This is a genomic window from Rhizobium ruizarguesonis (assembly GCF_012349115.1).
GTDB lineage: Bacteria > Pseudomonadota > Alphaproteobacteria > Rhizobiales > Rhizobiaceae > Rhizobium > Rhizobium ruizarguesonis.
The window spans coordinates 46108-68203 of sequence record NZ_PQIG01000073.1 but is presented as its reverse complement, the minus strand read 5'-3'; the positions used below and the strand labels follow the sequence as shown (position 1 = coordinate 68203).

Annotated in this window: 22 protein-coding genes and 1 pseudogene; 11 read left to right on the top strand and 12 right to left on the bottom strand. The window is 61.0% G+C overall.

Annotated elements, in window-relative coordinates; genetic code table 11:
• Positions 1 to 19 precede the first annotated feature (19 nt).
• The 5 genes from C3Y91_RS13935 to C3Y91_RS13915 form a co-directional block, all read right to left on the bottom strand.
• Positions 20 to 856, bottom strand: coding sequence for a carbohydrate ABC transporter permease (locus C3Y91_RS13935; protein WP_018069550.1), 837 nt, complete (start codon positions 854 to 856; stop codon positions 20 to 22).
• Positions 853 to 1776, bottom strand: coding sequence for a carbohydrate ABC transporter permease (locus C3Y91_RS13930; RefSeq protein WP_168575460.1), 924 nt, complete (start codon positions 1774 to 1776; stop codon positions 853 to 855). Before C3Y91_RS13930 ends, C3Y91_RS13935 begins: the two co-directional genes overlap by 4 nt.
• A complete protein-coding gene (locus C3Y91_RS13925; RefSeq protein WP_168575459.1) occupies positions 1769 to 2953 on the bottom strand; it encodes an ABC transporter ATP-binding protein in 1185 nt (394 codons plus the stop codon). The genes C3Y91_RS13930 and C3Y91_RS13925 overlap by 8 nt, the downstream gene beginning before the upstream one ends.
• Positions 2950 to 3780 (bottom strand): metallophosphoesterase family protein, encoded by an 831-nt coding sequence (locus C3Y91_RS13920; protein ID WP_168575458.1) that lies wholly within the window; start codon positions 3778 to 3780, stop codon positions 2950 to 2952. Before C3Y91_RS13920 ends, C3Y91_RS13925 begins: the two co-directional genes overlap by 4 nt.
• Before the next feature lie 219 nt (positions 3781 to 3999).
• Positions 4000 to 4395: a hypothetical protein gene (locus C3Y91_RS13915; RefSeq protein WP_164592386.1), complete on the bottom strand. Its 396-nt coding sequence runs from the start codon at positions 4393 to 4395 to the stop codon at positions 4000 to 4002.
• A 157-nt stretch (positions 4396 to 4552) separates the two neighbouring features.
• Here C3Y91_RS13915 and C3Y91_RS13910 point away from each other — a divergent pair, with 157 nt between their 5' ends.
• Both C3Y91_RS13910 and C3Y91_RS13905 read left to right on the top strand, forming a co-directional pair.
• Positions 4553 to 4855, top strand: coding sequence for a hypothetical protein (locus tag C3Y91_RS13910; RefSeq protein ID WP_026170703.1), 303 nt, complete (start codon positions 4553 to 4555; stop codon positions 4853 to 4855).
• 142 nt (positions 4856 to 4997) lie between these two features.
• Positions 4998 to 5186, top strand: a complete 189-nt coding sequence (locus C3Y91_RS13905) for a hypothetical protein (protein WP_003539671.1) — start codon at positions 4998 to 5000, stop codon at positions 5184 to 5186.
• A gap of 14 nt (positions 5187 to 5200) precedes the next feature.
• Here C3Y91_RS13905 and C3Y91_RS13900 read toward each other — a convergent pair whose 3' ends face one another.
• On the bottom strand, positions 5201 to 7573 hold the full coding sequence (locus C3Y91_RS13900; protein WP_168575456.1) for an alpha-amylase family glycosyl hydrolase: 2373 nt from the start codon (positions 7571 to 7573) through the stop codon (positions 5201 to 5203).
• 261 nt (positions 7574 to 7834) lie between these two features.
• On the opposite strand from C3Y91_RS13900, the gene C3Y91_RS13895 reads away from it, so the two are divergent.
• The 6 genes and pseudogenes from C3Y91_RS13895 (at position 7835) to C3Y91_RS13870 (ending at position 14077) form a co-directional block, all read left to right on the top strand.
• Complete coding sequence (locus C3Y91_RS13895) at positions 7835 to 9958, top strand: calcium-binding protein (RefSeq protein WP_168575455.1); 2124 nt, start codon at positions 7835 to 7837, stop codon at positions 9956 to 9958.
• 232 nt (positions 9959 to 10190) lie between these two features.
• Complete coding sequence (locus C3Y91_RS13890) at positions 10191 to 10493, top strand: hypothetical protein (protein WP_018069558.1); 303 nt, start codon at positions 10191 to 10193, stop codon at positions 10491 to 10493.
• A 41-nt stretch (positions 10494 to 10534) separates the two neighbouring features.
• On the top strand, positions 10535 to 11041 hold the full coding sequence (locus tag C3Y91_RS13885; protein ID WP_024321993.1) for a winged helix-turn-helix transcriptional regulator: 507 nt from the start codon (positions 10535 to 10537) through the stop codon (positions 11039 to 11041).
• 64 nt (positions 11042 to 11105) lie between these two features.
• Positions 11106 to 12371, top strand: coding sequence for a beta-ketoacyl-ACP synthase II (fabF, locus tag C3Y91_RS13880; protein ID WP_130686409.1), 1266 nt, complete (start codon positions 11106 to 11108; stop codon positions 12369 to 12371).
• A gap of 82 nt (positions 12372 to 12453) precedes the next feature.
• Positions 12454 to 12882 (top strand): DUF4864 domain-containing protein, encoded by a 429-nt coding sequence (locus C3Y91_RS13875; protein WP_130686408.1) that lies wholly within the window; start codon positions 12454 to 12456, stop codon positions 12880 to 12882.
• A 108-nt stretch (positions 12883 to 12990) separates the two neighbouring features.
• A pseudogene (locus tag C3Y91_RS13870) lies at positions 12991 to 14077 on the top strand (acyltransferase family protein).
• 1 nt (position 14078) lies between these two features.
• Here C3Y91_RS13870 and tgt read toward each other — a convergent pair.
• From tgt to coaD, 5 genes are all read right to left on the bottom strand, one after another.
• A complete protein-coding gene (gene tgt / locus C3Y91_RS13865) occupies positions 14079 to 15209 on the bottom strand; it encodes a tRNA guanosine(34) transglycosylase Tgt (protein WP_130686407.1) in 1131 nt (376 codons plus the stop codon).
• On the bottom strand, positions 15210 to 16292 hold the full coding sequence (gene queA / locus C3Y91_RS13860) for a tRNA preQ1(34) S-adenosylmethionine ribosyltransferase-isomerase QueA (RefSeq protein WP_168575454.1): 1083 nt from the start codon (positions 16290 to 16292) through the stop codon (positions 15210 to 15212).
• Between the two features lie 74 nt (positions 16293 to 16366).
• Positions 16367 to 16876 carry a peptidylprolyl isomerase gene (locus tag C3Y91_RS13855; RefSeq protein WP_003539661.1) on the bottom strand — a complete coding sequence of 170 codons (510 nt, stop codon included), beginning with the start codon at positions 16874 to 16876 and terminating at the stop codon, positions 16367 to 16369.
• Between the two features lie 29 nt (positions 16877 to 16905).
• On the bottom strand, positions 16906 to 17478 hold the full coding sequence (locus C3Y91_RS13850; protein ID WP_130686406.1) for a peptidylprolyl isomerase: 573 nt from the start codon (positions 17476 to 17478) through the stop codon (positions 16906 to 16908).
• 42 nt (positions 17479 to 17520) lie between these two features.
• Positions 17521 to 18015, bottom strand: coding sequence for a pantetheine-phosphate adenylyltransferase (gene coaD / locus C3Y91_RS13845; RefSeq protein WP_018069566.1), 495 nt, complete (start codon positions 18013 to 18015; stop codon positions 17521 to 17523).
• Between the two features lie 90 nt (positions 18016 to 18105).
• On the opposite strand from coaD, the gene C3Y91_RS13840 reads away from it, so the two are divergent.
• From C3Y91_RS13840 to C3Y91_RS38405, 3 genes are all read left to right on the top strand, one after another.
• Complete coding sequence (locus tag C3Y91_RS13840) at positions 18106 to 18387, top strand: hypothetical protein (RefSeq protein WP_130686405.1); 282 nt, start codon at positions 18106 to 18108, stop codon at positions 18385 to 18387.
• Between the two features lie 123 nt (positions 18388 to 18510).
• Positions 18511 to 18666, top strand: a complete 156-nt coding sequence (locus C3Y91_RS13835; protein WP_003539654.1) for a hypothetical protein — start codon at positions 18511 to 18513, stop codon at positions 18664 to 18666.
• Positions 18667 to 18702: 36 nt separating this feature from the next.
• Entirely contained in the window at positions 18703 to 18837 is a 135-nt protein-coding gene (locus C3Y91_RS38405) for a hypothetical protein (RefSeq protein WP_269207301.1), read from the top strand.
• 188 nt (positions 18838 to 19025) lie between these two features.
• Here C3Y91_RS38405 and gyrA read toward each other — a convergent pair whose 3' ends face one another.
• Positions 19026 to 21863 carry a DNA gyrase subunit A gene (gene gyrA / locus C3Y91_RS13830; protein WP_168251812.1) on the bottom strand — a complete coding sequence of 946 codons (2838 nt, stop codon included), beginning with the start codon at positions 21861 to 21863 and terminating at the stop codon, positions 19026 to 19028.
• Positions 21864 to 22096: the final 233 nt, after the last annotated feature.

Sequence of the window (22096 nt, the reverse complement as noted above, 5' to 3'; positions counted from 1 at the left end):
TCTCCTGGGTTGAAACCGGTCAGCCTTTGAGACCGGTCATGGTGATGCCCTCGACGAAACGCTTCTGCGCGAGCAGGAAGGCGATGACGAGGGGAAGGGTAATGATGAGGGTCGCCGCCATCAGCGCGCCGTAATCGTCGCCGGCCTCGGCGGCGCGGAAATACATCAGACCAAGCGGTGGTGTGGCATAGTCCTGCTTGCTGATGACGATCAGCGGCCAGTAGAGATCGTTCCAATGGGCGACGACCGAGAAGATGGCGAAGGCGGTAACCGCCGGCCAGGCATTCGGCACGATGACGCGGGCGACGATGCCGAGTTCCGACATGCCGTCGAGACGCGCGGCATGGATCAGATCATCCGGCATGGCGCGGAAGAACTGCAGGAACATGAAGATCGCGAAGACCGAAATGGTGAAGGGCGCGACAAGGGCGGCATAGCTGTTGAGCAGCGCGGCGCGGTCGAAGGCGACATAGAGCGGCAGCGCGGTCGCATGGATCGGCACCAAAAGCCCGAGCATCACCAGCACCATCATGGCGCGGGCGGCGCCGAAGCGCAGCTTTGCCATGGCGTAGGCGCAAGGGATCGCCACCAGCACCTGGAAGAAGAAAATCAGCCCGCAGACGACGACGCCGTTCCACAACAGCCGCGCCATCGGTACCCGGCTCAAGGCCTTAGCGAAATTCTCGGCATAGGTGAGGTGTGCCGGGATCAGCGACAGCGACGAGGTGAAGATGTCGCTTTGCGCCTTGCCCGCCGTCGAGATCATGAAGAGGTAGGGCGACAGGAAGATGATCGCGCCGAGGGAAAGCAGGGTCAGGCGAATGATCCTGCCGAGGGAAAAAGCGTTGATCTTCATGTGTAGTGCACCCGGCGATCGAGGACGCGGTACTGCAGGAACATCAGCACCACCAGGATCAGCAGGAAGACCACCGTCATCGCCGAGGCATAACCGACGCGCAGATAGACGAAGCCTTCCTGGTAGATCGTGAAGAGCAGCACTTCCGACGCCTTGTTCGGGCCGCCGTCGGTCAGCGTCTTCACAGTCTCGAAGACCTTGACTGAATTGGTGATGCTGATGGTGATGACGAAGAGCGTCGTCGGTCCGAGCATCGGCCAGGTGACGAGCAGGAAGCGGTCGAGGGAGGATCTGGCGCCGTCTACTTCGGCGGCAGCGTAAAGCTCGCGCGGGATCGCCGTCAGCCCGGCCAGGAACAGCACCATGTTGAAACCGGCCGATTGCCAGACGCCGATGATCGAGAGGCTGTAAAGCACGGTGCCGGAGCTGCCCAGCCAGTTCGGACCGGGAAGCCCAATGAGGGCGAGCAGTGCGTTGACCGGCCCGATTGTGGGGTGGAACATATATTGCCAGACGGTCGCCATGGCGACGATCAGCGACGCGACCGGCAGGAAATAGGCGGTACGGAAGAAGCTGCGCGCCTTAGTCTCGCTCTCGATCAGCATGGCAATGCCGAGGCCGAGAAGGATTGAGACGGGTGCGACGATCGCGGTATAGACTGTCGTATTCCACAGCGATTTGCGAAACGTCCGGTCGGTGATCAGGTGCGCGTAATTCTCGAAGCCGACGAAACGAAACTTGCCGTAGCCGAGTTCGAAATCGGTAAAGCCGAGCACGATGACTGATGCAACCGGCAAAAGCACGAAGAGGAACAGCAGGACCATCGCCGGCATCACCAGCACCCAGGCGATGCGGGCTTCGCTGCGCCGATGCGCAACGGCGGCATCCTGCGGCATGGCCATGGAGACGATGCTAGCCATGCGCCCTCTCCCGTTGAGAGTCGCCCGCAATCAGCCCGGCATCGCCTGTTGCAACGCTGCCGGCCAGCCGGCTGCCGTCCTCGGCAAAGATCAGCGTGCGGCCGGGCGAAAGCCGCAGCCCGACCGGATCGCCGGCCGCAAGGCCGGAGGCTTCGGAGGGTTGAACCTTGGCGACGATAGTCTGGCCGATCGCCTCGAGCCGGCAATGGAGGATGACCTCGGAGCCCAGGAATTCGACGCGTTCGATCCGGGCAGCAAGGCCGTCATGCCGGTTCCTGGACAGAAAGACGAATTCCGGGCGAATGGCGAGCGTGACCGGCGTCTTCCTGTCGGGTGCGTTTTCAAGCATCAGGCGCAGGCCGCCGCAGAGAATGACGCCGCCTTCGGCAAAGGCCGGCAGCAGATTGATGCGCGGCTGGCCGATGAAGCGGGCCACTTCGATATGGGCGGGATCGTCGTAGATGACCTCGGGGCTGGCGATCTGCAGCAACTTTCCGCCCATCATCACGGCGACACGGTCGGCCATGGAAAGCGCTTCCGCCTGGTCGTGGGTGACATAGAGCGTCGGCACGCCGGCGCGGCGATGCAGGTCGACGATCTCGCCGCGGGCGTGGACGCGCAGGTTGGCATCGAGATTGGAGAGTGGTTCGTCCATCAGGAAAATGCTCGGCTGGCGCACCATGGCGCGGGCCAGCGCCACGCGCTGACGCTGGCCGCCCGACATCTGGCCGGGCTTGCGGTCGAGCAGGTGATCGATCTTCAGCGACGTCGCCATATCCCTGACATCGCGGGCGATCGCCCTGCGGGTGGCGCGCTGGCCCGGCATCAACGAACCAATGAAGGGCAGCCGCTGCATCCTCGACAGCCGGCGCATCGCCAAGGGCACGGCGATATTCTCAGAGGCCGTCAGATGCGGATAAAGCGCGTAGGACTGAAAGACCATGGCGATGTTGCGGTCGGCAGCCGCAACGCCGGACATATCCAGTCCGCCGATCAGGATTTCGCCCTGGTCGGCATGGTCGAGGCCGGCAAGCACGCGCAACAGCGTGCTCTTGCCGCAGCCGGAAGGGCCGACCAGCGCGATGAATTCACCGGCGGCGACATCCAGGCTGACGCCATCAAGGATCTGGTTGCCGCCGAACGCTTTGGTGATGCCGCGAAGCGAGAGCGCGCTCATTCGACCGGTTCCCGCTGCTTCACCGCCTGGGGGTAGACTTCGTGCACGACATCGTCGAGCACATGCGCGGTCATGCCGGGAACGGCGACGATCGTGCTTTCGACACCAGTATCGAACTCGTGGACGACCGCGCCGATCAGGCGCTCGCCCGGCATCTCGCGCTCCATCTTGTCGATGATGAAGGCAGCCGAAGGTCCCCATATCAGCTGGGTGTTATCGAAGCGGCCCTGCCAGGCCCAATGGAGATGGCCACTCGCGAAAAGTGCCACGTCGTGGGCTGCGATCAGATCATAGAGCCGCCGGCGCTGGGCCGGGCGAACACTCCAATATCCAGTATCGCCTTCATCTGGCGCGTCGACGAATAGCGGCTTGTGCGCAAAAAGCGCAACGCGTCGCCCTGCCCTGTCGGAAAGCGCCTGAGCTAGCCATTCAAACTGGGCTTCTTCCTCGTCATCCTCATGACCGAGAAGCAGCGAGTTCAATCCAATGAGGCGCCAGCTGGCCGCATCCTCCAGCCAGCGGTCGTCGCCGGCAACGCTGCGCCAGCGGGACAGCCGCTCGGCATTGACGGGCTGATGCGATCCCTTGAGGTGGCCGACATCGTGATTGCCGGGGACGATCAGCATTGGGATTGACACCTGACGCATCAGGTCCATCGAGAAGGTGATATCCAAGTCCTTGTCGGCGCCGTCGACGGTGAGATCGCCGGTATGGACGATCAGGTCGGCGCCGGTCTCTTCGATCCAGCTCAGAAGCGGCGCCCAGTTGCCGTTGAAATGCGGCTTGGCGGGACTGAAATGGGTGTCGGTGATCTGAATGATTTTCATGGGGCGCGTCTCCGAGACCTCGGCAGCGCGTCACGGGCGCTCCCTTCTCGTGCCCTCTCTAGAAGGCTCCCATGTCAATCACACAGCTGAGGTTTTCAGCTGTTTCTCAGTTTTGACATCAATCTGTCATGCAGACCAAGGCTGCTCGCGGAAACCGGAGGAGCCTTGGGCTGTGTTTGGAATTAAGAACACGCGGGCTCTTGCGACATTGTGTTGCAATCAGTGCCGTGGCGCGTTTGCGGGAATGGACGATACCGTTGCCGAGACAGGATCGCTTGCAGGAAAGCTGTCCTCGAGGCCTTCATCGAGTTCCTCTTCCAGCGTTTGCCTGTCGCCGGCCGAACGCGCGCTCGGCTGGCCGATCAAGCCCTTGCTGCCTTCGTCGAAATTGCCGTTGCTCAAGGCATCGTAACGGTTGATGCTGCCGTCTGCTTCCCCGCCGGCAAAGGCGGTCAGCTGAACCATCATGACCTTGGCGTGGTGGACCGCCGTCTTAGCGTCGAGTTCGCCATGGGAGTTGTCGATTTTGACGGAAATCGATTCTCCTCCCTCGCCCAGGAATTCGACAGTGAAGATGTCGCCGGCTTGTGTCACCCGAGTGTCGATCAACTGCATGGAAACCTCCTATGTTCATGCACCTCAACGGCCATACAGGTCCGGAGTTCCACTGCAACGCCATTTCAACGCAAGGCGACACGCCCCTGGGACAATGACCCAGCTCGGAACAAAAAACGCCTATGCGAGTTCACAGGCAGGTCAACAGGTCGCATCCATGCCGAAATTGCCGCTATCGCCTTCCGAGAAATTCTCCTTCTCCAATATTCCCGCAGACCAAAAATTCGCTTTGATATCGAGCTATTCGGAGGCACTGCGTAAGCTCGCCAGATCGACCGAGGCGGTCGGACGTGCAGATATGCTGCCGAAGCTGATCCAGGTGGCGGACGGACTGGACAGCATGGCAACCGCGATTGCCGAGACGGAGGCCGGAGCCGAGGTGATGGCGCGCGCAGCGCGGCTGATCCGGGCGACCGAGGGGATGCTGGCGTCGATGTCCTCGTCATCAGTCGTCCACTAATGTCACCCTTGCGAGCATGACGGGATCAATGCGGCGACACCTTGTCCTTAAGCCTTATGGTTAATTTATTAATAATTCAGGGTTTATAAACGGAACCAGACGGCCTTTCCGAGTGTTGATGGTGCGCCGTGGAGGAACCCTGATGATCCTGAAAATCCTTGCCCCCAAGATCGACGCCGATTGCCATGACACCGGCACCTGGCCCGATGGGATCTTCGCCGAAAACCGCATCGATCTTTCCGCTCGCCGCGACGGCCGTCGTCGCTCGCCGCACGAGCGCGACTACGGCAATGACAGAAAAGTGGAAAATCTGCCGCTCGGCTTTGCCTGACCGTTCCGTATGCGTCAGAGCCTGCGAAAGACCAGAACGCCTGATGCCGGCAGCACGGCATCGAGCACTCCCGCCGTTGCTCTGATTCTTCCGCCGCCGTTGCCGACGTTCCAGCCGCCATATGCGTGAGCATCGGTATTGAAGATCTCCTCCCAGAGATCATCTCCCAGACGTTCGCTGTGCAGCCGATAGCCGTGTTCGAAGGGAGCGTCGTTCAGCGACCCCACAACGAGGAAATCCTCGCCGTCATTCCATCGATGAAACGCGATCACTCGATTTTCGTCATGAACCAGGGGAATGGCGATGTTGCGGGATCGAATGGCATCCTGATGGACGCTGAGCCCGATCAGATCGCGATAACAGCTGAGCATCCCCGCGCCGCTGCCTTCCGCTTCGCCGAGAATGTTCTCCCGGTTCTCGAGGAAATCATTGTAGCGATAGGGCTTCTGTGCGCCGATTTCCTCGCCCATGAAAAACATCGGCGTGCCCGGTGATAGCAGCGTCATCGCCGCCGCGAATCGGGACCTCGCCTCTGCCCACGCCCTGGTCTCGCCGACAACAGGCGCGAAATTGACGGCGATAACCGCGGTTCGCGCCGATCCTTCACGATTGCCGCAATCGTCATGCGACTGGTTGTAGACCACCTTGGATCGCGCGCTCGTCTGCAATGCGCCGGCAAGAGACGACATGGTCAGCGCCAGCTTGTCCCCGAAACCAGCATTCTTCAACAGCTGCGCCTGGGCGCCGCCGTGATATTCGACGAGGTTGTGATGAAAATCGCCATACCAGGTGGCATCGAAGCCGAGCCCGTCGCCGGTCAGGCTCGGCTCCGTCATCGCCGACCAGTCCGAATAATCCTCGGCCGTCAGGAAAAGCTGCGGCTTGATCAGCCGCATCGTGCGAGTCCACTGCTTCAGAAACTTGGCCCCGAAGGCAGCGGCCCGATCGGCGCGCCGGCCATCGGCATGCAGGACCGGATATTGGTGGATCGAACTTGTCTGATCGAGCCGGAAACCATCGATATGGCAGACGGAGACGAGAAAGGCCGCGCTGGAGATGAAAAGCTGCCGCACGGCTTCCTCATCGAAGCGGGGCGCCCATCCCGTGGAGATGTTGTCGATGTAGCCGCCTGTCGGATCGGCGTAATCGCCAGGGTGTCCCTCGTACCAATAAAAGATATTGCGGGTGTGATCGATGGAGTCATAGGCCCATTGCGCCCGCTCGCCATCCGGATCGAAATGGTTGTAACAGACATCGAGGATGACGGCGATGCCGCGCTGGTGGCAGGCCTTGACGAACATCTTCAGCCGGTCGGTGCCGCCGGCCCCCTGGTCGGCGGCAAAGAAATGCGACGTGCCGTAACCCCAGTTGGCCCGGGTCTCGAATTCCGCAATCGGCAGCAATTCCACGGCGTTGACGCCGAGCGCCGAGAGATGCTCGACGAAGGCGATGGCGTCATCAAGCGTCCCCGGCGCGGCCTTGCCGAAACCGAGGGCGCCGACGTGCAATTCGTAGATCACCAGATCCTCGAGCCGATCCGGAAGCTTTCGACCGCCGGCGAATTCGTCGGCCCAGAACGCCTCGGCGGCAAGCTCCTGCCCGGACGGGAGCACCACCCGCTTCGGGTCGCAGACGACCGAACAGCTTTGCGGTCCGTCCAATGCCGCCGGCGATCCGTGATAGATCGCTCCATCGGGATCGAAGTCTCCGGCGCCGATCTGCATGAGGGACCAGATATCGGTGCGGTAGGCGAGCGATCCATCATCCCTGGTGACGCGGTACATATAGGGCGTGCCGACCATGCTGTCGAAGTCGGAAAGGCCGTGGTCGTCGCCGGTTTCAACGCTCCAGAAGCCATCAACGGTCCTGCGCATCCTGATGGTTGCGACCGTTCCGGTGCCGTCATCGGCGATATAGCCAATGGCGGGATCGGCGAGCACGAGCGAGACGTCCCTGGCATTCGGCGCCCAGACCGAAAAGCGAATGCCGTCTGCACTGTTGCGCCTTTCAACCCGGTTCGCCCCCAGACGGCCGATCCATGTCAGATAATAGGTCTGCGGCGCTATCCCCTGCTGGAGATCGAAGGAGCGTTCGCGACGCGTCGAATTCTCGTCGTCCACTTCGGCGGCGATTGCCCATAGGCCGGAAGCGCCGGGTCGATCGAGTTCGATCCCCCAGCGAAAATGCGCGCCGATCTCGTCATCGGGAAAGGGAACCCTGATGACAAAGACATCATAGCCATCCTCGTCACGAGAGCGCTGCATCGGGTGAGACGTCCAATCATTCGAGGGGCGGCCTTGTTCGTCCCAACTGCCGCGGAGACGGACATTGTCGAACGCCATCGAGGGCAAGCCGCAGCGAAACCGGAATTGAACATTGACGGTCATCGGATCCTCCAAAACCATGTCGGATTTCGCCAGACTCTGCCTATGGGCCGTCCCACTCGCGCATGATCAGCCGGCCGAACGAAAAAATGCAAGCGAAGATTACATAATAAATACAATTCGAATTGAGCCACATTCGCAACAATATATCATGGATAACGAGTCATCGCCGCACGATCCTCCTCGTGTATTAAATCGAATTGGCAGCCACAAATGGGGATTTATTCCCATTGCCACTTCCCTCGTAAACCGGGAGAAAAGCTTATGGCTCAAGCCGTTAGAATAAACGATATTATTCGTTCCTTTGGAATTGATACGCATATCGACTACACCGACGGAAAATATTCCAATGTCGGAGAAGTTGTTAAGGCTCTCGACTATCTTGGCCTTGATACCGTCCGCGATCATGCCCCCAACTCCGCTTCCGACCCCAACGGCCAAACGCATCTCGGCGATGCCGCCGAGGCCGGCGTGCAATTCGTCTTCAGCGCCCAGCGGGAGGTCGACCCCGCCACCGTCGCCCAGCGGCTGCATGCCTTCGTGCAGGCCCATCCCGGATCGGTCGTCGGTATCGAAGGTCCGAACGAAGTCAACAACTGGCCGGTCAGCTACCATGGCCTGAGCGGCCAGGCCGCAGCGGTCGCCTATCAGAAGGACCTGTCTGCCGCCGTCAACGCCGACCCCTTGCTGAAGAATATCCCCGTTCTCGGCTTTACCGGATATACGGTCGCTTCCGCCTCCGACTACACGACGATCCACACCTATGCGAAGGATGGCGACCAGCCATATTCATGGCTTTCCCGAGAATCCGGCGTTCAGCGCGCTGCCGATCCGGGCAAGCCGCTGGCGATCACCGAGACCGGGTACCACACCTCGCTCACCGCCGACACCAATGGCGGCTGGGAAGGCGTCAGCGAAGCGACGCAGGCAAAGCTTCTGCTTAATACGCTGATGGACGGCGCGGCACTCGGGTCGAAACAGACGTTCATCTACGAGCTGCTGGACGCCTATTCCGATCCGCAGGGCACCAATCAGGAAAAGCATTTCGGCCTTTTTCATCTCGACTATTCCGCCAAGCCGGCTGCGGCTGCGATCCACAATCTGACCGAAATCCTTGCGGACGACGGCGCTGCGAAGGCGAGCTTCAGCACGGGGACCCTCAATTATTCGATCGACGGCCTGCCGTCCTCGACCCGGAGCCTGCTGACGGAAAAATCGGACGGAAGCTACCAGATCACCATCTGGAATGAGCCCGATATCTGGAACCAGTCCACTGATACCGCCATTCAGGCTGCGAATACGGCCGTTAAAGTCAATCTCGGCGCCTCGTTCGGCTCCGTGAAGGTCTTCGACCCGCTGACCGGAACGACGGCGATCAAAAGTCTCAGTGATGTCTCGTCCCTGACGGTTGATGTCATCGACCATCCCGTTATCATTGACATCGAAGGCGGCAGCGCCAGCACGCCGCCGGCCACCGGCCATATCTATGGCGGCACGGGCAACGACATATTCACCGTGAGCAACCCCGCTCAAATCGTTGATGAAAGCCGGGGCGGCGGAACCGATACCGTCATGTCGTCGATCAGCTTCAGCCTCAAGGATACGGCGCATACGATCGGAAACGTCGAGAATCTGACGTTGACCGGCACCGCCAATCTGAACGGCACCGGAAATGGCCTGGCGAATGTTCTCGTCGGCAATTCCGGCAACAATATCCTCGATGGAAGCACCGGCGCCGACCACATGTCGGGGCGCGCCGGCAACGATACCTATGTGGTCGACAATGCCGGCGATTTTGCCGATGAAACAGGCGGATCCGGCAAGGACACCGTCAAGGCTTCGACTTCCTTCAGCCTGGCCGATCTGAAGCGCACGGCCGGAACGATCGAGAACCTTGCCTTGACCGGAACGGCCAATCTCAGCGCGACGGGCAACAACACGTCCAACGTGCTGACTGGCAACGACGGCAGCAACAGTCTCAATGGCGGCAAAGGCGCCGACCAGATGAGCGGCGGGCTCGGCAACGACAAGCTGATCGGCAAAGCCGGCGCAGACATTCTGACCGGCGGCGGAGGGGCCGATTCCTTCGTTTTCGACGTTAAGCCCGACAATGTGAGCATCGACAAGATCCGGGATTTCTCCTCGGCGGCCGGCGACAAGCTGCTGCTCGACCATTCGATTTTCGCCGCACTCAGCCTATCCGGATTTTCAGATGAGAATTTCGTTGTCGGAACGAAAGCGCTCGAAGCTGACGATAGACTGATCTACGACCAGGCCAGCGGCATTCTATCCTTTGATGCGGATGGAAGTGCCGCGGGTGCGGCAATCCATGTCGCCGATCTCGACAATTCTCCGGCGCTTCACTTCAAGGATTTCGTGCTGATCTGACCCGGCCAGGCCCGTCGCTATTCGACGGCGGGCGGCCGCACCACGTGCGTTTCTAAAGCGCGTCGCGATCTTTCAGATTCGCTCCTTGCGCTTTAACTCTTTGTTTTTACGCATGTCGTTGCCGCAAAACCGCTGCACACTTTTGCGCGACATGCTTTAGTCTCCTCTTGCCGGCATGAAATTCCCGGCCACATTCTCCGTTGACGCCACTCGTGCCGCAACGGAGAAGCCTTTGCCCTGGATCGCCTATATCGCCCATTTCATCGCCGCGGCATTTCTGACCAACGGCGTCCCACATTTCGTCAACGGCGTCAGTGGCAGGCCGTTCCGCATCCCATTCGCGCAAGGGGCAAAGCTTGGCTCGCCGACAGCCAATGCCGTCTGGGGCTGGGCGAATTTCCTCGTCGCCTTCCTGCTCTTTGCCAATGTCGGGCCGCTCTATATCGGCACGCCGGGCGATACGATCTTCGTGGCGGCCGGCATGCTCGTCACCGGCATTCTGCTCGCCCGCATTTTCGAGGGCGACGCCAGATAGTAACTTGCATGATGATAGTTACTGCTATAGTGACATTAGCCATGCAACGGACGAGCTTCAGCGACTTCAAATGCCCGGCGGCGCGCGCGCTCGACAGCGTCGGCGACTGGTGGAGCATGCTGATCCTGCGCGACGCCTTCCAGGGGCTTTCGCGCTTCGACGAATTCCAGAAGAGCCTCGGCGTGGCGCCGAACATCCTGACGCGGCGGCTCAAACATCTGACGGAAAAGGGGTTGTTCGAACGGCGGCTCTACCATCAGCGCCCTGCCCGCTACGAATATCTGCTGACGGACAAGGGCCGTGATTTCTTTCCTGTTCTGATGACGCTGTTTTCCTGGGGAAGCCGGCACATCCCCGAAGAGGACCTCGCCTTTCTCTTGGGCGATGCCGCTTCCGGCAGAGAGCGCCAGACGATGCTGGTCGATGCGCGGACCGGCGAACCAGTGACACCAGAAAACACCAGCCTGCTTGCAGGCCCCGCCGCCGATGATGAAGTGCACGAGCGGATCGCCCGCATGCGCGCCTGGTATCTCGGCATCGACGCCTAATTCAAAAAGTTACAGCGTCCTTTGCGCGTCTGAAAAACGCGCGGCGCTGTCGGAGGAAAATACAATGGATCGCATCGTTGTCACCGGCATGGGACTTGTCTCGCCACTCGGCACCGGCGTCGAGCCCGCCTGGAAGCGTCTTCTCGACGGCGGTTCCGGGCTGAGGGTGCTGGCGGAGGATATCGTCGGCGAACTCTCGGCCAAGGTCGGCGGTATCGTTCCCGACATCGCTGGGGATGCGCAAGCCGGCTTCGATCCAGACCGTTACATCACGCCCAAGGACCAGAAGAAGATGGACCGCTTCATCCACTTCGCCATGGCGGCGACGGAGCAAGCGGTAAAACAGGCTGGCTGGATGCCGACCGACGAAGGCGAGCGCGAGCGCACGGCAACGATCATCGCGTCGGGCGTCGGCGGCTTTCCGGCGATCGCCGAAGCGGTGCGGATCGGCGAAACGCGTGGCGTGCGGCGACTGTCGCCTTTCACCGTGCCGTCCTTCCTCGTCAACCTTGCCGCCGGCCAGGTCAGCATCCGCTACGGCTTCAAGGGGCCGCTGGGTGCTCCGGTGACGGCCTGTGCGGCCAGCGTCCAGGCGATCGGCGATGCGGCGCGGCTGATCCGCTCCGGCGAAGCCGATGTGGCGATCTGCGGCGGTGCCGAGGCCTGCATCGACAAGGTGAGCCTTGGCGGCTTTGCCGCTGCGCGTGCGCTTTCCACCGGCTTCAACGAGACGCCGGAGCTGGCATCTCGGCCCTTCGACACGGCGCGCGACGGTTTCGTCATGGGCGAAGGCGCCGGCATCCTGGTTATCGAAACACTGGAACATGCACTTGCCCGCGGCGCCACACCGCTCGCCGAACTCGTCGGCTACGGCACGGCGGCGGACGCCTACCACATGACCTCAGGCCCCGAAGACGGCGACGGCGCCCGCCGCGCGATGGAGACGGCACTCAAGCAGGCGAAGATCCCGGCTTCGCAGGTCAGGCATCTGAACGCGCATGCGACCTCGACACCGGTCGGTGACAGGGGCGAGATCGCGGCGATCGGCACGGTCTTCGGCCGCGACGGCGGCATTGCCGTCAGCGCGACGAAATCGGCGACCGGCCACCTGCTTGGCGCCGCCGGCGGGCTGGAAGCGATCTTCACCATCCTTGCGCTGCGCGACCAGATCGCGCCGCCGACCCGCAACCTGGAGCATGCGGATCCGGCCGCCGACGGCATCGATATCGTCGGCAAGACAGCGCGGCCGCTGGTGATGGACTATGCGATTACCAACGGTTTTGGCTTCGGCGGGGTGAATGCCAGCGCTCTCTTCCAGCGCTGGTCGTAAAGTCCGCTTTTCTTGCGTCAGAAATCGCCTACACTTCTGCCTGTCGGGGGATCGTTTCCCTGACAGAGCCGGAGATCAATCCATGCGCGCCTTCTTCGCAGTTCTCATCCTGTGTGCCGCATCCGCCCTCTCCCCCGTATCGGCCCGCGCCCAAGATCCGATCGACACGACGCGGACGATGATCGAGGAACAGATCAAAGCCTTCCTCAAGGACGATGCCGAGACCGCCTATTCCTTCGCCGCGCCCGGCATCAGGGCGATGTATCCCGACAAGAACCTGTTCTTCGCCATGGTGAAGAAGAGCTACGAGCCGGTCTATCACCCAGGCAACTACGCCTTCGGGCGCAGCCGCTCGATCGACAACGGCGCGCTGATCTATCACGAGGTGCTGATTTCGGGCCGCGACGGCAAGGACTGGACGGCGATCTACCAGATCACCCGCCAGCCGGACGGCAGCTACAGGATCAACGGCGTGCAGATCATGCCGGACGCGGACAGCAAGGGTATCTGACGCGCTGTCTCCTCTCTTCGACAGGACCCAATCGATTACACGGCCTCGTTGCGCTAACGATTTAGAAATCCTCCTGGAGTAACAAAATACCAACGGAGGGTTGTTATATTGAACACTGGCAAACAATTTTTCACAGCTCTTGAGGCGTTGCGAGGAATTGCGGCTGTCGTAGTCATGTTCCTTCACACGGGTGGTACGCTGGGTCCGATACCGGCGAATATCGGTTACCTTGCCGTTGACCTCTTCTTTCTATTGAGCGGCGTCGTTCTTGCAAATTCATATGAGAGGCAGCTGACAACGGGACAGATTTCGCCCGCCGGATTTCTGCTGCAGCGTATCATTCGGCTTTATCCAATTTATCTTCTTTCGCTTCCGATTGGCCTTTTCAACTATGCACTTCAAAACGGGCTGGACTACTTCACTCTGGCAGGCCTTCTGCTGAAGGCGATCCTGCTCATTCAAAGCACAAACCTGGAAAGTCTCTTTCCTTTCAACGAACCTAGCTGGTCGCTCTTCTTCGAGCTCTGGGCAGGGATGCTATTCTCCGTCCTTCTAATACGACTGTCACTCAGAAGCTTGCTCGCCATCGCCTTGGGGACTGCGGGCATCACCATGTGCGGGGCATTGGTCGGAGGCAACCTCGACATCGGTCCATCAGCCGGGCTACTTCATATTTGGCTTTTCAAGGGTGCTGTTCTCGTTCTCGCTCGGGATCTGCCTCTACAGGCTATATGATATCCAGAACCCGACTACGGCCAATAACGGCAACATTGTCGGCCTTCTTCTGTGTGGATGCCTGATCTTCATCACAGGCATATCGGCCAGCACGTTCTTCGGTTTCCCGTATTTTGATTTTTTAATATGCCTCGTAGTCTTTCCGGCCATTGTCTGGCTTGCGATGCGCACAAGGCAGACCGGCCTGGTCGAGTTGCTATTCCGTTGGCTGGGGAGGCTTTCCTATCCGATTTATATTCTACATGGGCCTATCTTCAGCCTGCTGCAGTCACTGCGGCAAAAGGGCTTTGACCTCCCGGCCTCTCCGGCATCCGGTATGGTCGTCGTGATAGCGATTTTCATTGCGGCTGGGATCGTCGCCATTCGCTTCGACGAGCCAGTGCGCAAAAGGCTCAAAATGATGGTTGCGCCAAACCCGGCGTCTGCGGTCCCCGCGGCAAGCAATGCGGGAGCGAAATAGCTTACACCGGCTGGAGGTCGCCCCTCGCCCATTCCTCCTGTGTTTCCGCCATGAAATCGGCGAAGCGGCCTTCGGCGATCGCCTTGCGGATGCCCTGCATCAGTTCCTGGTAATAAGCGAGATTGTGCCAGGAGAGCAGCATGCCGCCGAGCGCCTCGTTGGAGCGGACGAGATGGTGCAGATAGGCACGCGAATAGTCACGCGAGGCCGGGCAGTTCGACTGTTCGTCGAGCGGGCGCATATCCTCGGCATGGCGGGCATTGCGGATATTGACCTTGCCGCGACGGGTGAAGGCCAGGCCATGGCGGCCGGAGCGGGTCGGCATGACGCAGTCGAACATGTCGATGCCGCGGGCGACCGATTTCAGGATGTCATCAGGCGTGCCGACGCCCATGAGGTAACGCGGCTTTTCCAGAGGAAGTACCGGCAGCGTCGTTTCCAGCATCTGCAGCATGACGTCCTGCGGCTCGCCGACCGCGAGGCCGCCGATCGCATATCCCTTGAGGTCGAGCTGGCTCAACGCCTCGGCCGAGCGGATGCGCAGCGCCGGGATATCGCCGCCCTGGACGATGCCGAACATCGCCTTGCCGGGCTGCTCGCCGAAGGCGACCCTGCAGCGCTCGGCCCAGCGCAGCGACATTTCCATGGCGCGCTCGATCTCCTTCGGCTCGGCCGGCAGCGCCACGCACTCGTCGAGCTGCATCTGGATGTCGGAGCCGAGCAGCCCCTGGATTTCGATGGAGCGCTCCGGCGACATATGGTGGAGGCTGCCATCGACATGCGACTTGAAGGTGACGCCCTGCTCGTCGAGCTTGCGCAGGCCGGACAGCGACATGACCTGGAAGCCGCCGGAATCGGTCAGGATCGGGTGCTCCCAGCGAATGAGCTTATGCAGGCCGCCGAGACGGGCGACGCGCTCGGCCGTCGGGCGCAGCATCAGGTGATAGGTATTGCCGAGGATGATGTCGGCGCCGGTCTCGCGCACCTGGTCGAGATACATGGCCTTAACAGTACCGACGGTGCCGACCGGCATGAAGGCCGGCGTGCGGATCTCGCCGCGCGGCATGGAGATTTTACCTAGGCGTGCGCCGGCATCGGTCTTGTCAAGGGTGAATTGGAAGTTGTCGGTCATCTAGTCTTTCCGGAAGAGAAGGCTGGCATCGCCATAGGAATAGAAGCGGTAGCCCGTCTGAATGGCGTGGTCATAGGCGGCACGCATGGTCTCGAAGCCGGCAAAGGCCGAGACCAGCATGAACAGCGTCGAGCGCGGCAGGTGGAAATTGGTCATCAGCATGTCGACCGCCTTGAAGCGGTAACCCGGCGTGATGAAGATGCCGGTGGCGCCGCTCCAGGCGCGGATTTCGCCGCTCTCTTCCGCCGCACTTTCAATCAGCCGCAGCGAGGTCGTGCCGACGCAGACGATGCGCCCGCCGCTTGCCTTGACGGCGTTCAGCCGTGCCGCCGTCTTGGCGCTGACCGTGCCGCTTTCGAGATGCATCTTGTGATCGGCGGTATCGTCGACCTTGACCGGCAGGAAAGTGCCGGCACCGACATGGAGCGTGACGAAATGGAGTTCGATGCCGGCGCTATCGAGCGCATCGAACAGCCTGGGTGTGAAATGCAGGCCGGCGGTCGGGGCGGCAACGGCACCCTCCTCGCGAGCATAGATCGTCTGGTAATCCTCGCTGTCGCGCGCGTCCTCGGGACGCTTGGCGGCGATATAGGGCGGCAGCGGAATATGGCCGACGGCGGCGATCGCCTCGTCGAGCGCCGGGCCGGAGAGATCGAACAGCAGCGTCACCTCGCCGGCCTCGCCCTTTTCCTCGACGGTGGCGTCGAGCGAGCCGAGGAAGCAGCTCTCGCCGGAATGGCCGAAGGAGATGCGGTCGCCCTCCTTGATGCGTTTGCCCGGCCTGGCGAAGGCCTTCCAGCGGCTGGGGTCGATGCGCATGTGCAGCGTTGCGGAAACCTGCTGGCCGCCGGCGCCGTCGCGATGGCGGATGCCCTCGAGCTGGGCGGGAATGACCTTGGTATCGTTGAAGACCAACGCGTCGCCGGCCCGCAGGAACGACGTGAGATCGCCGACGCGATGGTCCGACAGGCTGCTTTCCGCATTCGGATCGATGACGAGCAGGCGCGCGCTGTCGCGCGGCTCGGCGGGCCTCAACGCAATGCGTTCGTCGGGCAGATCGAAATCGAAAAGGTCTACGCGCATCAGGGCACTTTCAGGCAAAGCGAAACCCGCCCCACGCAGCTATGCGCAAGGGCGGGTTTCAGCAGAAATCACAATCAGACGTCGGCGGCAACCCGCATGGAGACGATCGAGTCCGGATCGGAAACCGGCTCGCCGCGCTTGATCTTGTCGACGTTGTCCATGCCTTCGATGACCTGGCCCCAGACGGAATACTGCTTGTTCAGCCAGGGCGCGTCGGTGAAGCAGATGAAGAACTGCGAATTAGCCGAGTTCGGGTTCTGCGAACGGGCCATCGAGCAGGTGCCGCGCGTATGCGTGGTCGCCGAGAATTCAGCCTTCAGATCCGGCTTCGACGAGCCGCCCATGCCGGCGCGACTGGGATTGAAGGTTTCCGAGCCCTTCTTGCCGAATTCGACATCGCCCGTCTGGGCCATGAAATCCTGGATGACGCGGTGGAAGACGACGCCGTCATAGGCCTTCTCGCGGGCGAGTTCCTTGATGCGGGCGACATGCTCCGGGGCGACCTGCGGCAAAAGCTGAATGACAACCTTGCCCTTGGTGGTTTCCAGAATGACGGTGTTTTCGGGATCCTTGATCTCGGCCATTTGCCTTCTCCTCTTGTTTCTCTCGTAACTTACTTCTTGCCCAGGGTGACTTTGATCATCCGGTCGGGATTGCTGACTTCGCCGTTCTGGCCTTCGCCCTTCTTGATCTTGTCGACATTCTCCATGCCGGAGACGACCTTGCCGACGACGGTGTACTGGCCGTTCAGGAACGACCCCTCGGCGAACATGATGAAGAACTGCGAATTGGCGGAATTCGGATCCTGTGAGCGGGCCATGCCAACCGTGCCGCGCACGAATGGGGTCTTGGAGAACTCGGCCGGAATGTCAGGCATATCGGAGGAGCCGGTGCCGGCAAGGCTCGCATCGAAGCCCTTCTCCATGTTGCCGAACTTGACGTCGCCGGTCTGCGCCATGAAACCGTCGATGACGCGGTGGAAGGCGACGTTGTCGTATTCGCCCTTCTTTGCCAGCGCCTCGATTTGGGCGACATGCTTCGGCGCCACCTCAGGCATGAGCTGGATGACGACAGGGCCGTTCTTCAGCTGGATGGTGAGATAATGATCGGCCGACTGGGCAAAAGCATCCCCCGCGAAGGAGGCGAGATACAGCACGCCGGCAAATGCGAGATAGAAGAGTTTCATGTGGGCTCCGTTGCGGCGGGTTCCGCCTAGTCTTTGTTCTTACTAGTTTGGGCGCTTGGATGTCAGGGCTTGCAAGACGGCGGCCGGCACGAAAGCGCTGACATCGCCGCCCATGGCGGCGATCTGGCGAACCAATGTGGCGGTAATAGGCCGGGAGGCCGTGCCCGCCGGCAAGAAGATGGTCTGGATATCAGGCGCCATCGTCCGGTTCATGCCGGCCATCTGCATTTCGTAATCGAGATCGGTGCCGTCACGAAGGCCGCGGATCAACAGCGTCGCACCATGGGTGCGGGCGGCATCGACCACCAGATTGTCGAAGGCGACGACGGTTATGTCGCCGGTCTTGCCGGGCAGCGCTTGCGCCAGAGAACGGCGGATCAGCTCGGCTCTCTCTTCGAAGGAGAAGAGCGGCGCCTTGCCGGGATGGATGCCGATCGCGACGATCACCTTTTCGGCGACGTTCAGCGCCTGGACCAGAACATCCACATGTCCATTGGTGATCGGGTCGAAGGACCCCGGATAGAAAGCTGTCGTCATGTGGCCCGGCCGTTGGTTTGACGCCTTTTGTCACGGATGCTGCCTTGCCGCAAGTGATTTGGCCAGTCGTTCCGGGCGACTGAACGACGGATGAATGGCCCGTTCAAGGCCGTTTCAGGCTCGATCTGCTTAATTCGCATCATCAAAGCAGCCGATGCCATTCCGGCATCCGGCGCTCCCCGAAAGACCAAGTCCATGCTGATCGTGCTCGTTGCACTTGCCGTCGTTTTCTCTCTCGCCGCCGAGATGGCCTATGGCTATTTCGCCGATCAATACGAGGTGCGCTGGGTACGGCCGGAGCTCGCCGAGCATGCGGCGATCGTGCGCGCCCAGGGCCGGCTGCGCGAAGCTTCGAATCTGAACGCCAGATGAACGAGACATTCAAGGTCGCTTCAGATCGCCATTGGTAAACACCCGATCAACATCCGGCGGAACCATTTTCAGACGGATGCGTTCATTCAACCGATACATAGATGCGGCGCGGAAGGAATAAAAATGCCCGGTAAGATTACGATGATTAACGTGCTCTGGATGGTAATGGTCACGGGCATGCTGACCGCAACTGTCGCTCTCTATGATCAAAAGGTCGATACGTCCAAGGTTTATGGTCCCTATGCTTCGGCCCGGACGGCCGTGCTGGGCCAGTACTGAGGGGCGAGAACGCAACTCCCCAGGAAAGGAATGCCTATGTTCACGATCTTGACAGTGCTCACCGCCCTTATCAGTGTCATGTTCATCGTGTCTGTGGCCTCGACGATTTCAGCGCTCCGGCGCGAAGGCGAAGAGGTGAAGGCGCTGAACGACAAACATAGAGCGTTCTGACATTCCTCTCTTGCCTACACCCTCTTCCCACCCTTGAGCGGCACCCTTCCGTCGCCAGGGCCATTCAAAGCCGGATGCATCAGCGTCCGGCTTTTTCTGTGGCGTGGTCCCGAACCATCATCCGATTTGAAAAGCAAAAGGGCGACTTGAAATGAAAAGGGCGGCTCGAAGCCGCCCCATTCACTTGATCACTCTTCGGCAGGCCCGGCCGGATCGCCATCGGCAATCGGCGCCCCGTCGCCACCACCTTCCTCGGCAGCCCCTTCGTCGGCAACAGCGACGCCTTCGGCGACCTCAACAGCCTCTTCCGTCTCATCCTCCTCCGGCTCGCTGATGCGCTCGACGGAGACGACCTTCTCGTCCTTGGCCGTCGAGAAGATGGTGACGCCCTTGGTGGCGCGGCTGGCTATGCGGATGCCGCCGACCGGTACACGGATCAGCTGGCCGCCATCGGAGACCAGCATGATCTGGTCGCCATCATCGACTGGGAAGGCCGCGACCAGTTCGCCGATCTCGGTGGTCTTCGAGGTGTCGGTGGCGCGGATGCCCTTGCCGCCGCGGCCGGAAATGCGGAAGTCGTAGGACGAAGAACGCTTGCCGAAGCCCTTCTCGGAAACGGTGAGCACGAACTGCTCCAGCGCCTTCAGCTCTTCGTAACGCTCGTCGCTCAGTTGTCCCTCTTCGGTGACTTCTTCGCCGACCAGCGCGATCTCCTCGGCCTCGCCCGTCGTCAGGCGCCGGTCGTTGGCAGCGCGCTTCAGATAGGCGGCGCGTTCCCACGGCTCGGCGTCGACATGGCGCACGATGGTCATCGAAATGATGCGGTCGCCGCCGGCAAGCGAGATGCCGCGCACGCCGATCGAATTGCGGCCGGCAAAGACCCGGACGTCGTCGACGGAGAAGCGGATGCACTGACCGAGCGCGGTCGTCAGCAGCACGTCGTCATGTTCGGTGCAGGTCTCGACGGAGAGGATTTCGTCACCCTCCTCCTCGAGCTTCATGGCGATCTTGCCGTTGCGGTTGACCTGGACGAAGTCCGACAGCTTGTTGCGGCGAACCGTGCCGCGCGTCGTCGAGAACATCACGTCGAGATTGTCCCAGCTCGTCTCGTCCTCGGGCAAGGGCAGGATGGTGGTGATGCGCTCGCCGGGTGCGAGCGGCAGCATATTGATCAGCGCCTTGCCACGTGAGGTCGGCGTGCCGATCGGCAGGCGCCAGACCTTCTCCTTGTAGACGATGCCACGCGAGGAGAAGAACAGCACCGGCGTGTGAGTATTGACTACAAATAGCCGGCTAACAAAATCCTCGTCGCGGGTGGTCATGCCGGAGCGGCCCTTGCCGCCGCGGCGCTGGGCGCGGTAGGTGGTCAGCGGCACGCGCTTGATATAACCGAGATGCGAGACGGTGACGACCATGTCTTCGCGGGCGATCAGATCCTCGTCGTCCATTTCGAGACCGCCATCGACGATCTCGGTGCGGCGCGGCGTGCCGAACTCGTCGCGGACGGCGATGAGTTCATCCTTGACGATGGTCTGGATGCGGACGCGCGAGGAGAGAATATCGAGGTAATCCTTGATTTCCTCGCCGATCTTATTGAGTTCGTCGCCGATTTCGTCGCGGCCAAGAGCCGTCAGGCGGGCAAGGCGCAGTTCGAGGATGGCGCGGGCCTGCTCTTCCGACAGATTGTAGGTCAGGTCCTCATTGATGCGATGGCGCGGATCGTCGATCAGACGGATCAGGCTTTCGACATCTGCCGCCGGCCAGCGGCGGGTCATCAGTTCTTCGCGGGCCGACTGCGGATCGGGCGCCTGACGGATGACGCGGATGACCTCGTCGATATTGGCGACGGCAATGGCGAGACCGACCAACACATGGGCGCGGTCACGCGCCTTGCGTAGCAGGAATTTCGTTCTCCGGCTAACGACTTCCTCGCGGAAAGAGACGAAAGCGCGCAGCATGTCGAGCAGGGTCAGCTGTTCGGGCTTGCCGCCGTTCAGCGCCACCATGTTGCAGCCGAAGGACGTCTGCAGCGGCGTATAGCGATAAAGCTGGTTGAGAATGACCTCGGCATTGGCATCGCGCTTCAGCTCGACGACGACGCGATAACCCTGGCGGTCGGATTCGTCGCGCAGGTCGGAGATGCCTTCGATGCGCTTGTCGCGCACCAGCTCGGCCATCTTCTCGATCATCGTCGCCTTGTTCACCTGGTAGGGAATCTCGCTGATGATGATCTGCTCGCGGTCACCGCGCATCGGCTCGATAGCGGCGACACCGCGCATGATGACGGATCCGCGGCCGGTCTCATAGGCGGACCGAATGCCGGCACGGCCGAGGATCTTCGCACCTGTGGGGAAATCGGGGCCGGGAATGATCTGCATCAGTTCCGGCAGCTCGATTGCCGGATCGTCGATCAGCGCGACGCAGCCGTCGATGACTTCGGAGAGATTGTGCGGCGGGATGTTGGTCGCCATGCCGACGGCGATGCCGCCGGCGCCGTTGACGAGCAGGTTCGGGAACTTGGCAGGCACCACGACCGGCTCGGAGAGCGTACCGTCGTAGTTGTCGCGGAAATCGACGGTTTCCTTGTCGAGATCGTCGAGCAGCGAGTGGGCAGCCTTTTCCAGACGGCATTCGGTATAACGTTCGGCCGCCGGCGGATCACCATCGACCGAGCCGAAATTACCCTGACCGTCGATCAGCGGCAGACGCAGCGACCAGGGCTGCGCCATGCGGGCGAGCGCATCATAGATCGCGGAATTGCCGTGCGGATGGAATTTACCCATCACGTCACCAGTGACGCGGGCGCATTTGACGTATTTCTTGTTCCAGTCGATACCGAGCTCGGACATGCCGTAGAGGATGCGCCGGTGCACGGGCTTCAGGCCGTCGCGCACGTCGGGCAGCGCGCGGCTGACGATGACGCTCATGGCGTAATCGAGATACGACCGCTGCATTTCCTCCATGATGGAGATGGGCTCGATGCCTGGCGGGAGCTTCCCGCCGCCGGGGGGTGTTTGCTCAGTCAAAACAGATCACGATCTCTTCTAGAATCACTTGAAGATTTATAGCGGAAAGCCTGTTGCCACGCCAATTTCACAGCGCGTTTTGAACAGGCTTTTGCGGCTTAAAGACGGTAAAACATACAAGTTGCGCGGCCAAACCGGACAAATCCGCTGCGGGCCGCCGCGGGATATTTGCCAAATCGGAATCCCCGCTTCACAATCATAAAAAACCACACACCCATATGGGGTTTCGGAGA

Bases quoted from the DNA above. Each gene is read 5' to 3' on its own strand.
- C3Y91_RS13935 (WP_018069550.1), bottom strand. From the start codon at position 856: ATGAAGATCAACGCTTTTTCCCTCGGCAGGATCATTCGCCTGACCCTG.
- C3Y91_RS13930 (WP_168575460.1), bottom strand. From the start codon at position 1,776: ATGGCTAGCATCGTCTCCATGGCCATGCCGCAGGATGCCGCCGTTGCG.
- C3Y91_RS13925 (WP_168575459.1), bottom strand. From the start codon at position 2,953: ATGAGCGCGCTCTCGCTTCGCGGCATCACCAAAGCGTTCGGCGGCAAC.
- C3Y91_RS13920 (WP_168575458.1), bottom strand. From the start codon at position 3,780: ATGAAAATCATTCAGATCACCGACACCCATTTCAGTCCCGCCAAGCCG.
- C3Y91_RS13915 (WP_164592386.1), bottom strand. From the start codon at position 4,395: ATGCAGTTGATCGACACTCGGGTGACACAAGCCGGCGACATCTTCACT.
- C3Y91_RS13910 (WP_026170703.1), top strand. From the start codon at position 4,553: ATGCCGAAATTGCCGCTATCGCCTTCCGAGAAATTCTCCTTCTCCAAT.
- C3Y91_RS13905 (WP_003539671.1), top strand. From the start codon at position 4,998: ATGATCCTGAAAATCCTTGCCCCCAAGATCGACGCCGATTGCCATGAC.
- C3Y91_RS13900 (WP_168575456.1), bottom strand. From the start codon at position 7,573: ATGACCGTCAATGTTCAATTCCGGTTTCGCTGCGGCTTGCCCTCGATG.
- C3Y91_RS13895 (WP_168575455.1), top strand. From the start codon at position 7,835: ATGGCTCAAGCCGTTAGAATAAACGATATTATTCGTTCCTTTGGAATT.
- C3Y91_RS13885 (WP_024321993.1), top strand. From the start codon at position 10,535: ATGCAACGGACGAGCTTCAGCGACTTCAAATGCCCGGCGGCGCGCGCG.
- fabF (WP_130686409.1), top strand. From the start codon at position 11,106: ATGGATCGCATCGTTGTCACCGGCATGGGACTTGTCTCGCCACTCGGC.
- C3Y91_RS13875 (WP_130686408.1), top strand. From the start codon at position 12,454: ATGCGCGCCTTCTTCGCAGTTCTCATCCTGTGTGCCGCATCCGCCCTC.
- tgt (WP_130686407.1), bottom strand. From the start codon at position 15,209: ATGACCGACAACTTCCAATTCACCCTTGACAAGACCGATGCCGGCGCA.
- queA (WP_168575454.1), bottom strand. From the start codon at position 16,292: ATGCGCGTAGACCTTTTCGATTTCGATCTGCCCGACGAACGCATTGCG.
- C3Y91_RS13855 (WP_003539661.1), bottom strand. From the start codon at position 16,876: ATGGCCGAGATCAAGGATCCCGAAAACACCGTCATTCTGGAAACCACC.
- C3Y91_RS13850 (WP_130686406.1), bottom strand. From the start codon at position 17,478: ATGAAACTCTTCTATCTCGCATTTGCCGGCGTGCTGTATCTCGCCTCC.
- coaD (WP_018069566.1), bottom strand. From the start codon at position 18,015: ATGACGACAGCTTTCTATCCGGGGTCCTTCGACCCGATCACCAATGGA.
- C3Y91_RS13840 (WP_130686405.1), top strand. From the start codon at position 18,106: ATGAATGGCCCGTTCAAGGCCGTTTCAGGCTCGATCTGCTTAATTCGC.
- C3Y91_RS13835 (WP_003539654.1), top strand. From the start codon at position 18,511: ATGCCCGGTAAGATTACGATGATTAACGTGCTCTGGATGGTAATGGTC.
- C3Y91_RS38405 (WP_269207301.1), top strand. From the start codon at position 18,703: ATGTTCACGATCTTGACAGTGCTCACCGCCCTTATCAGTGTCATGTTC.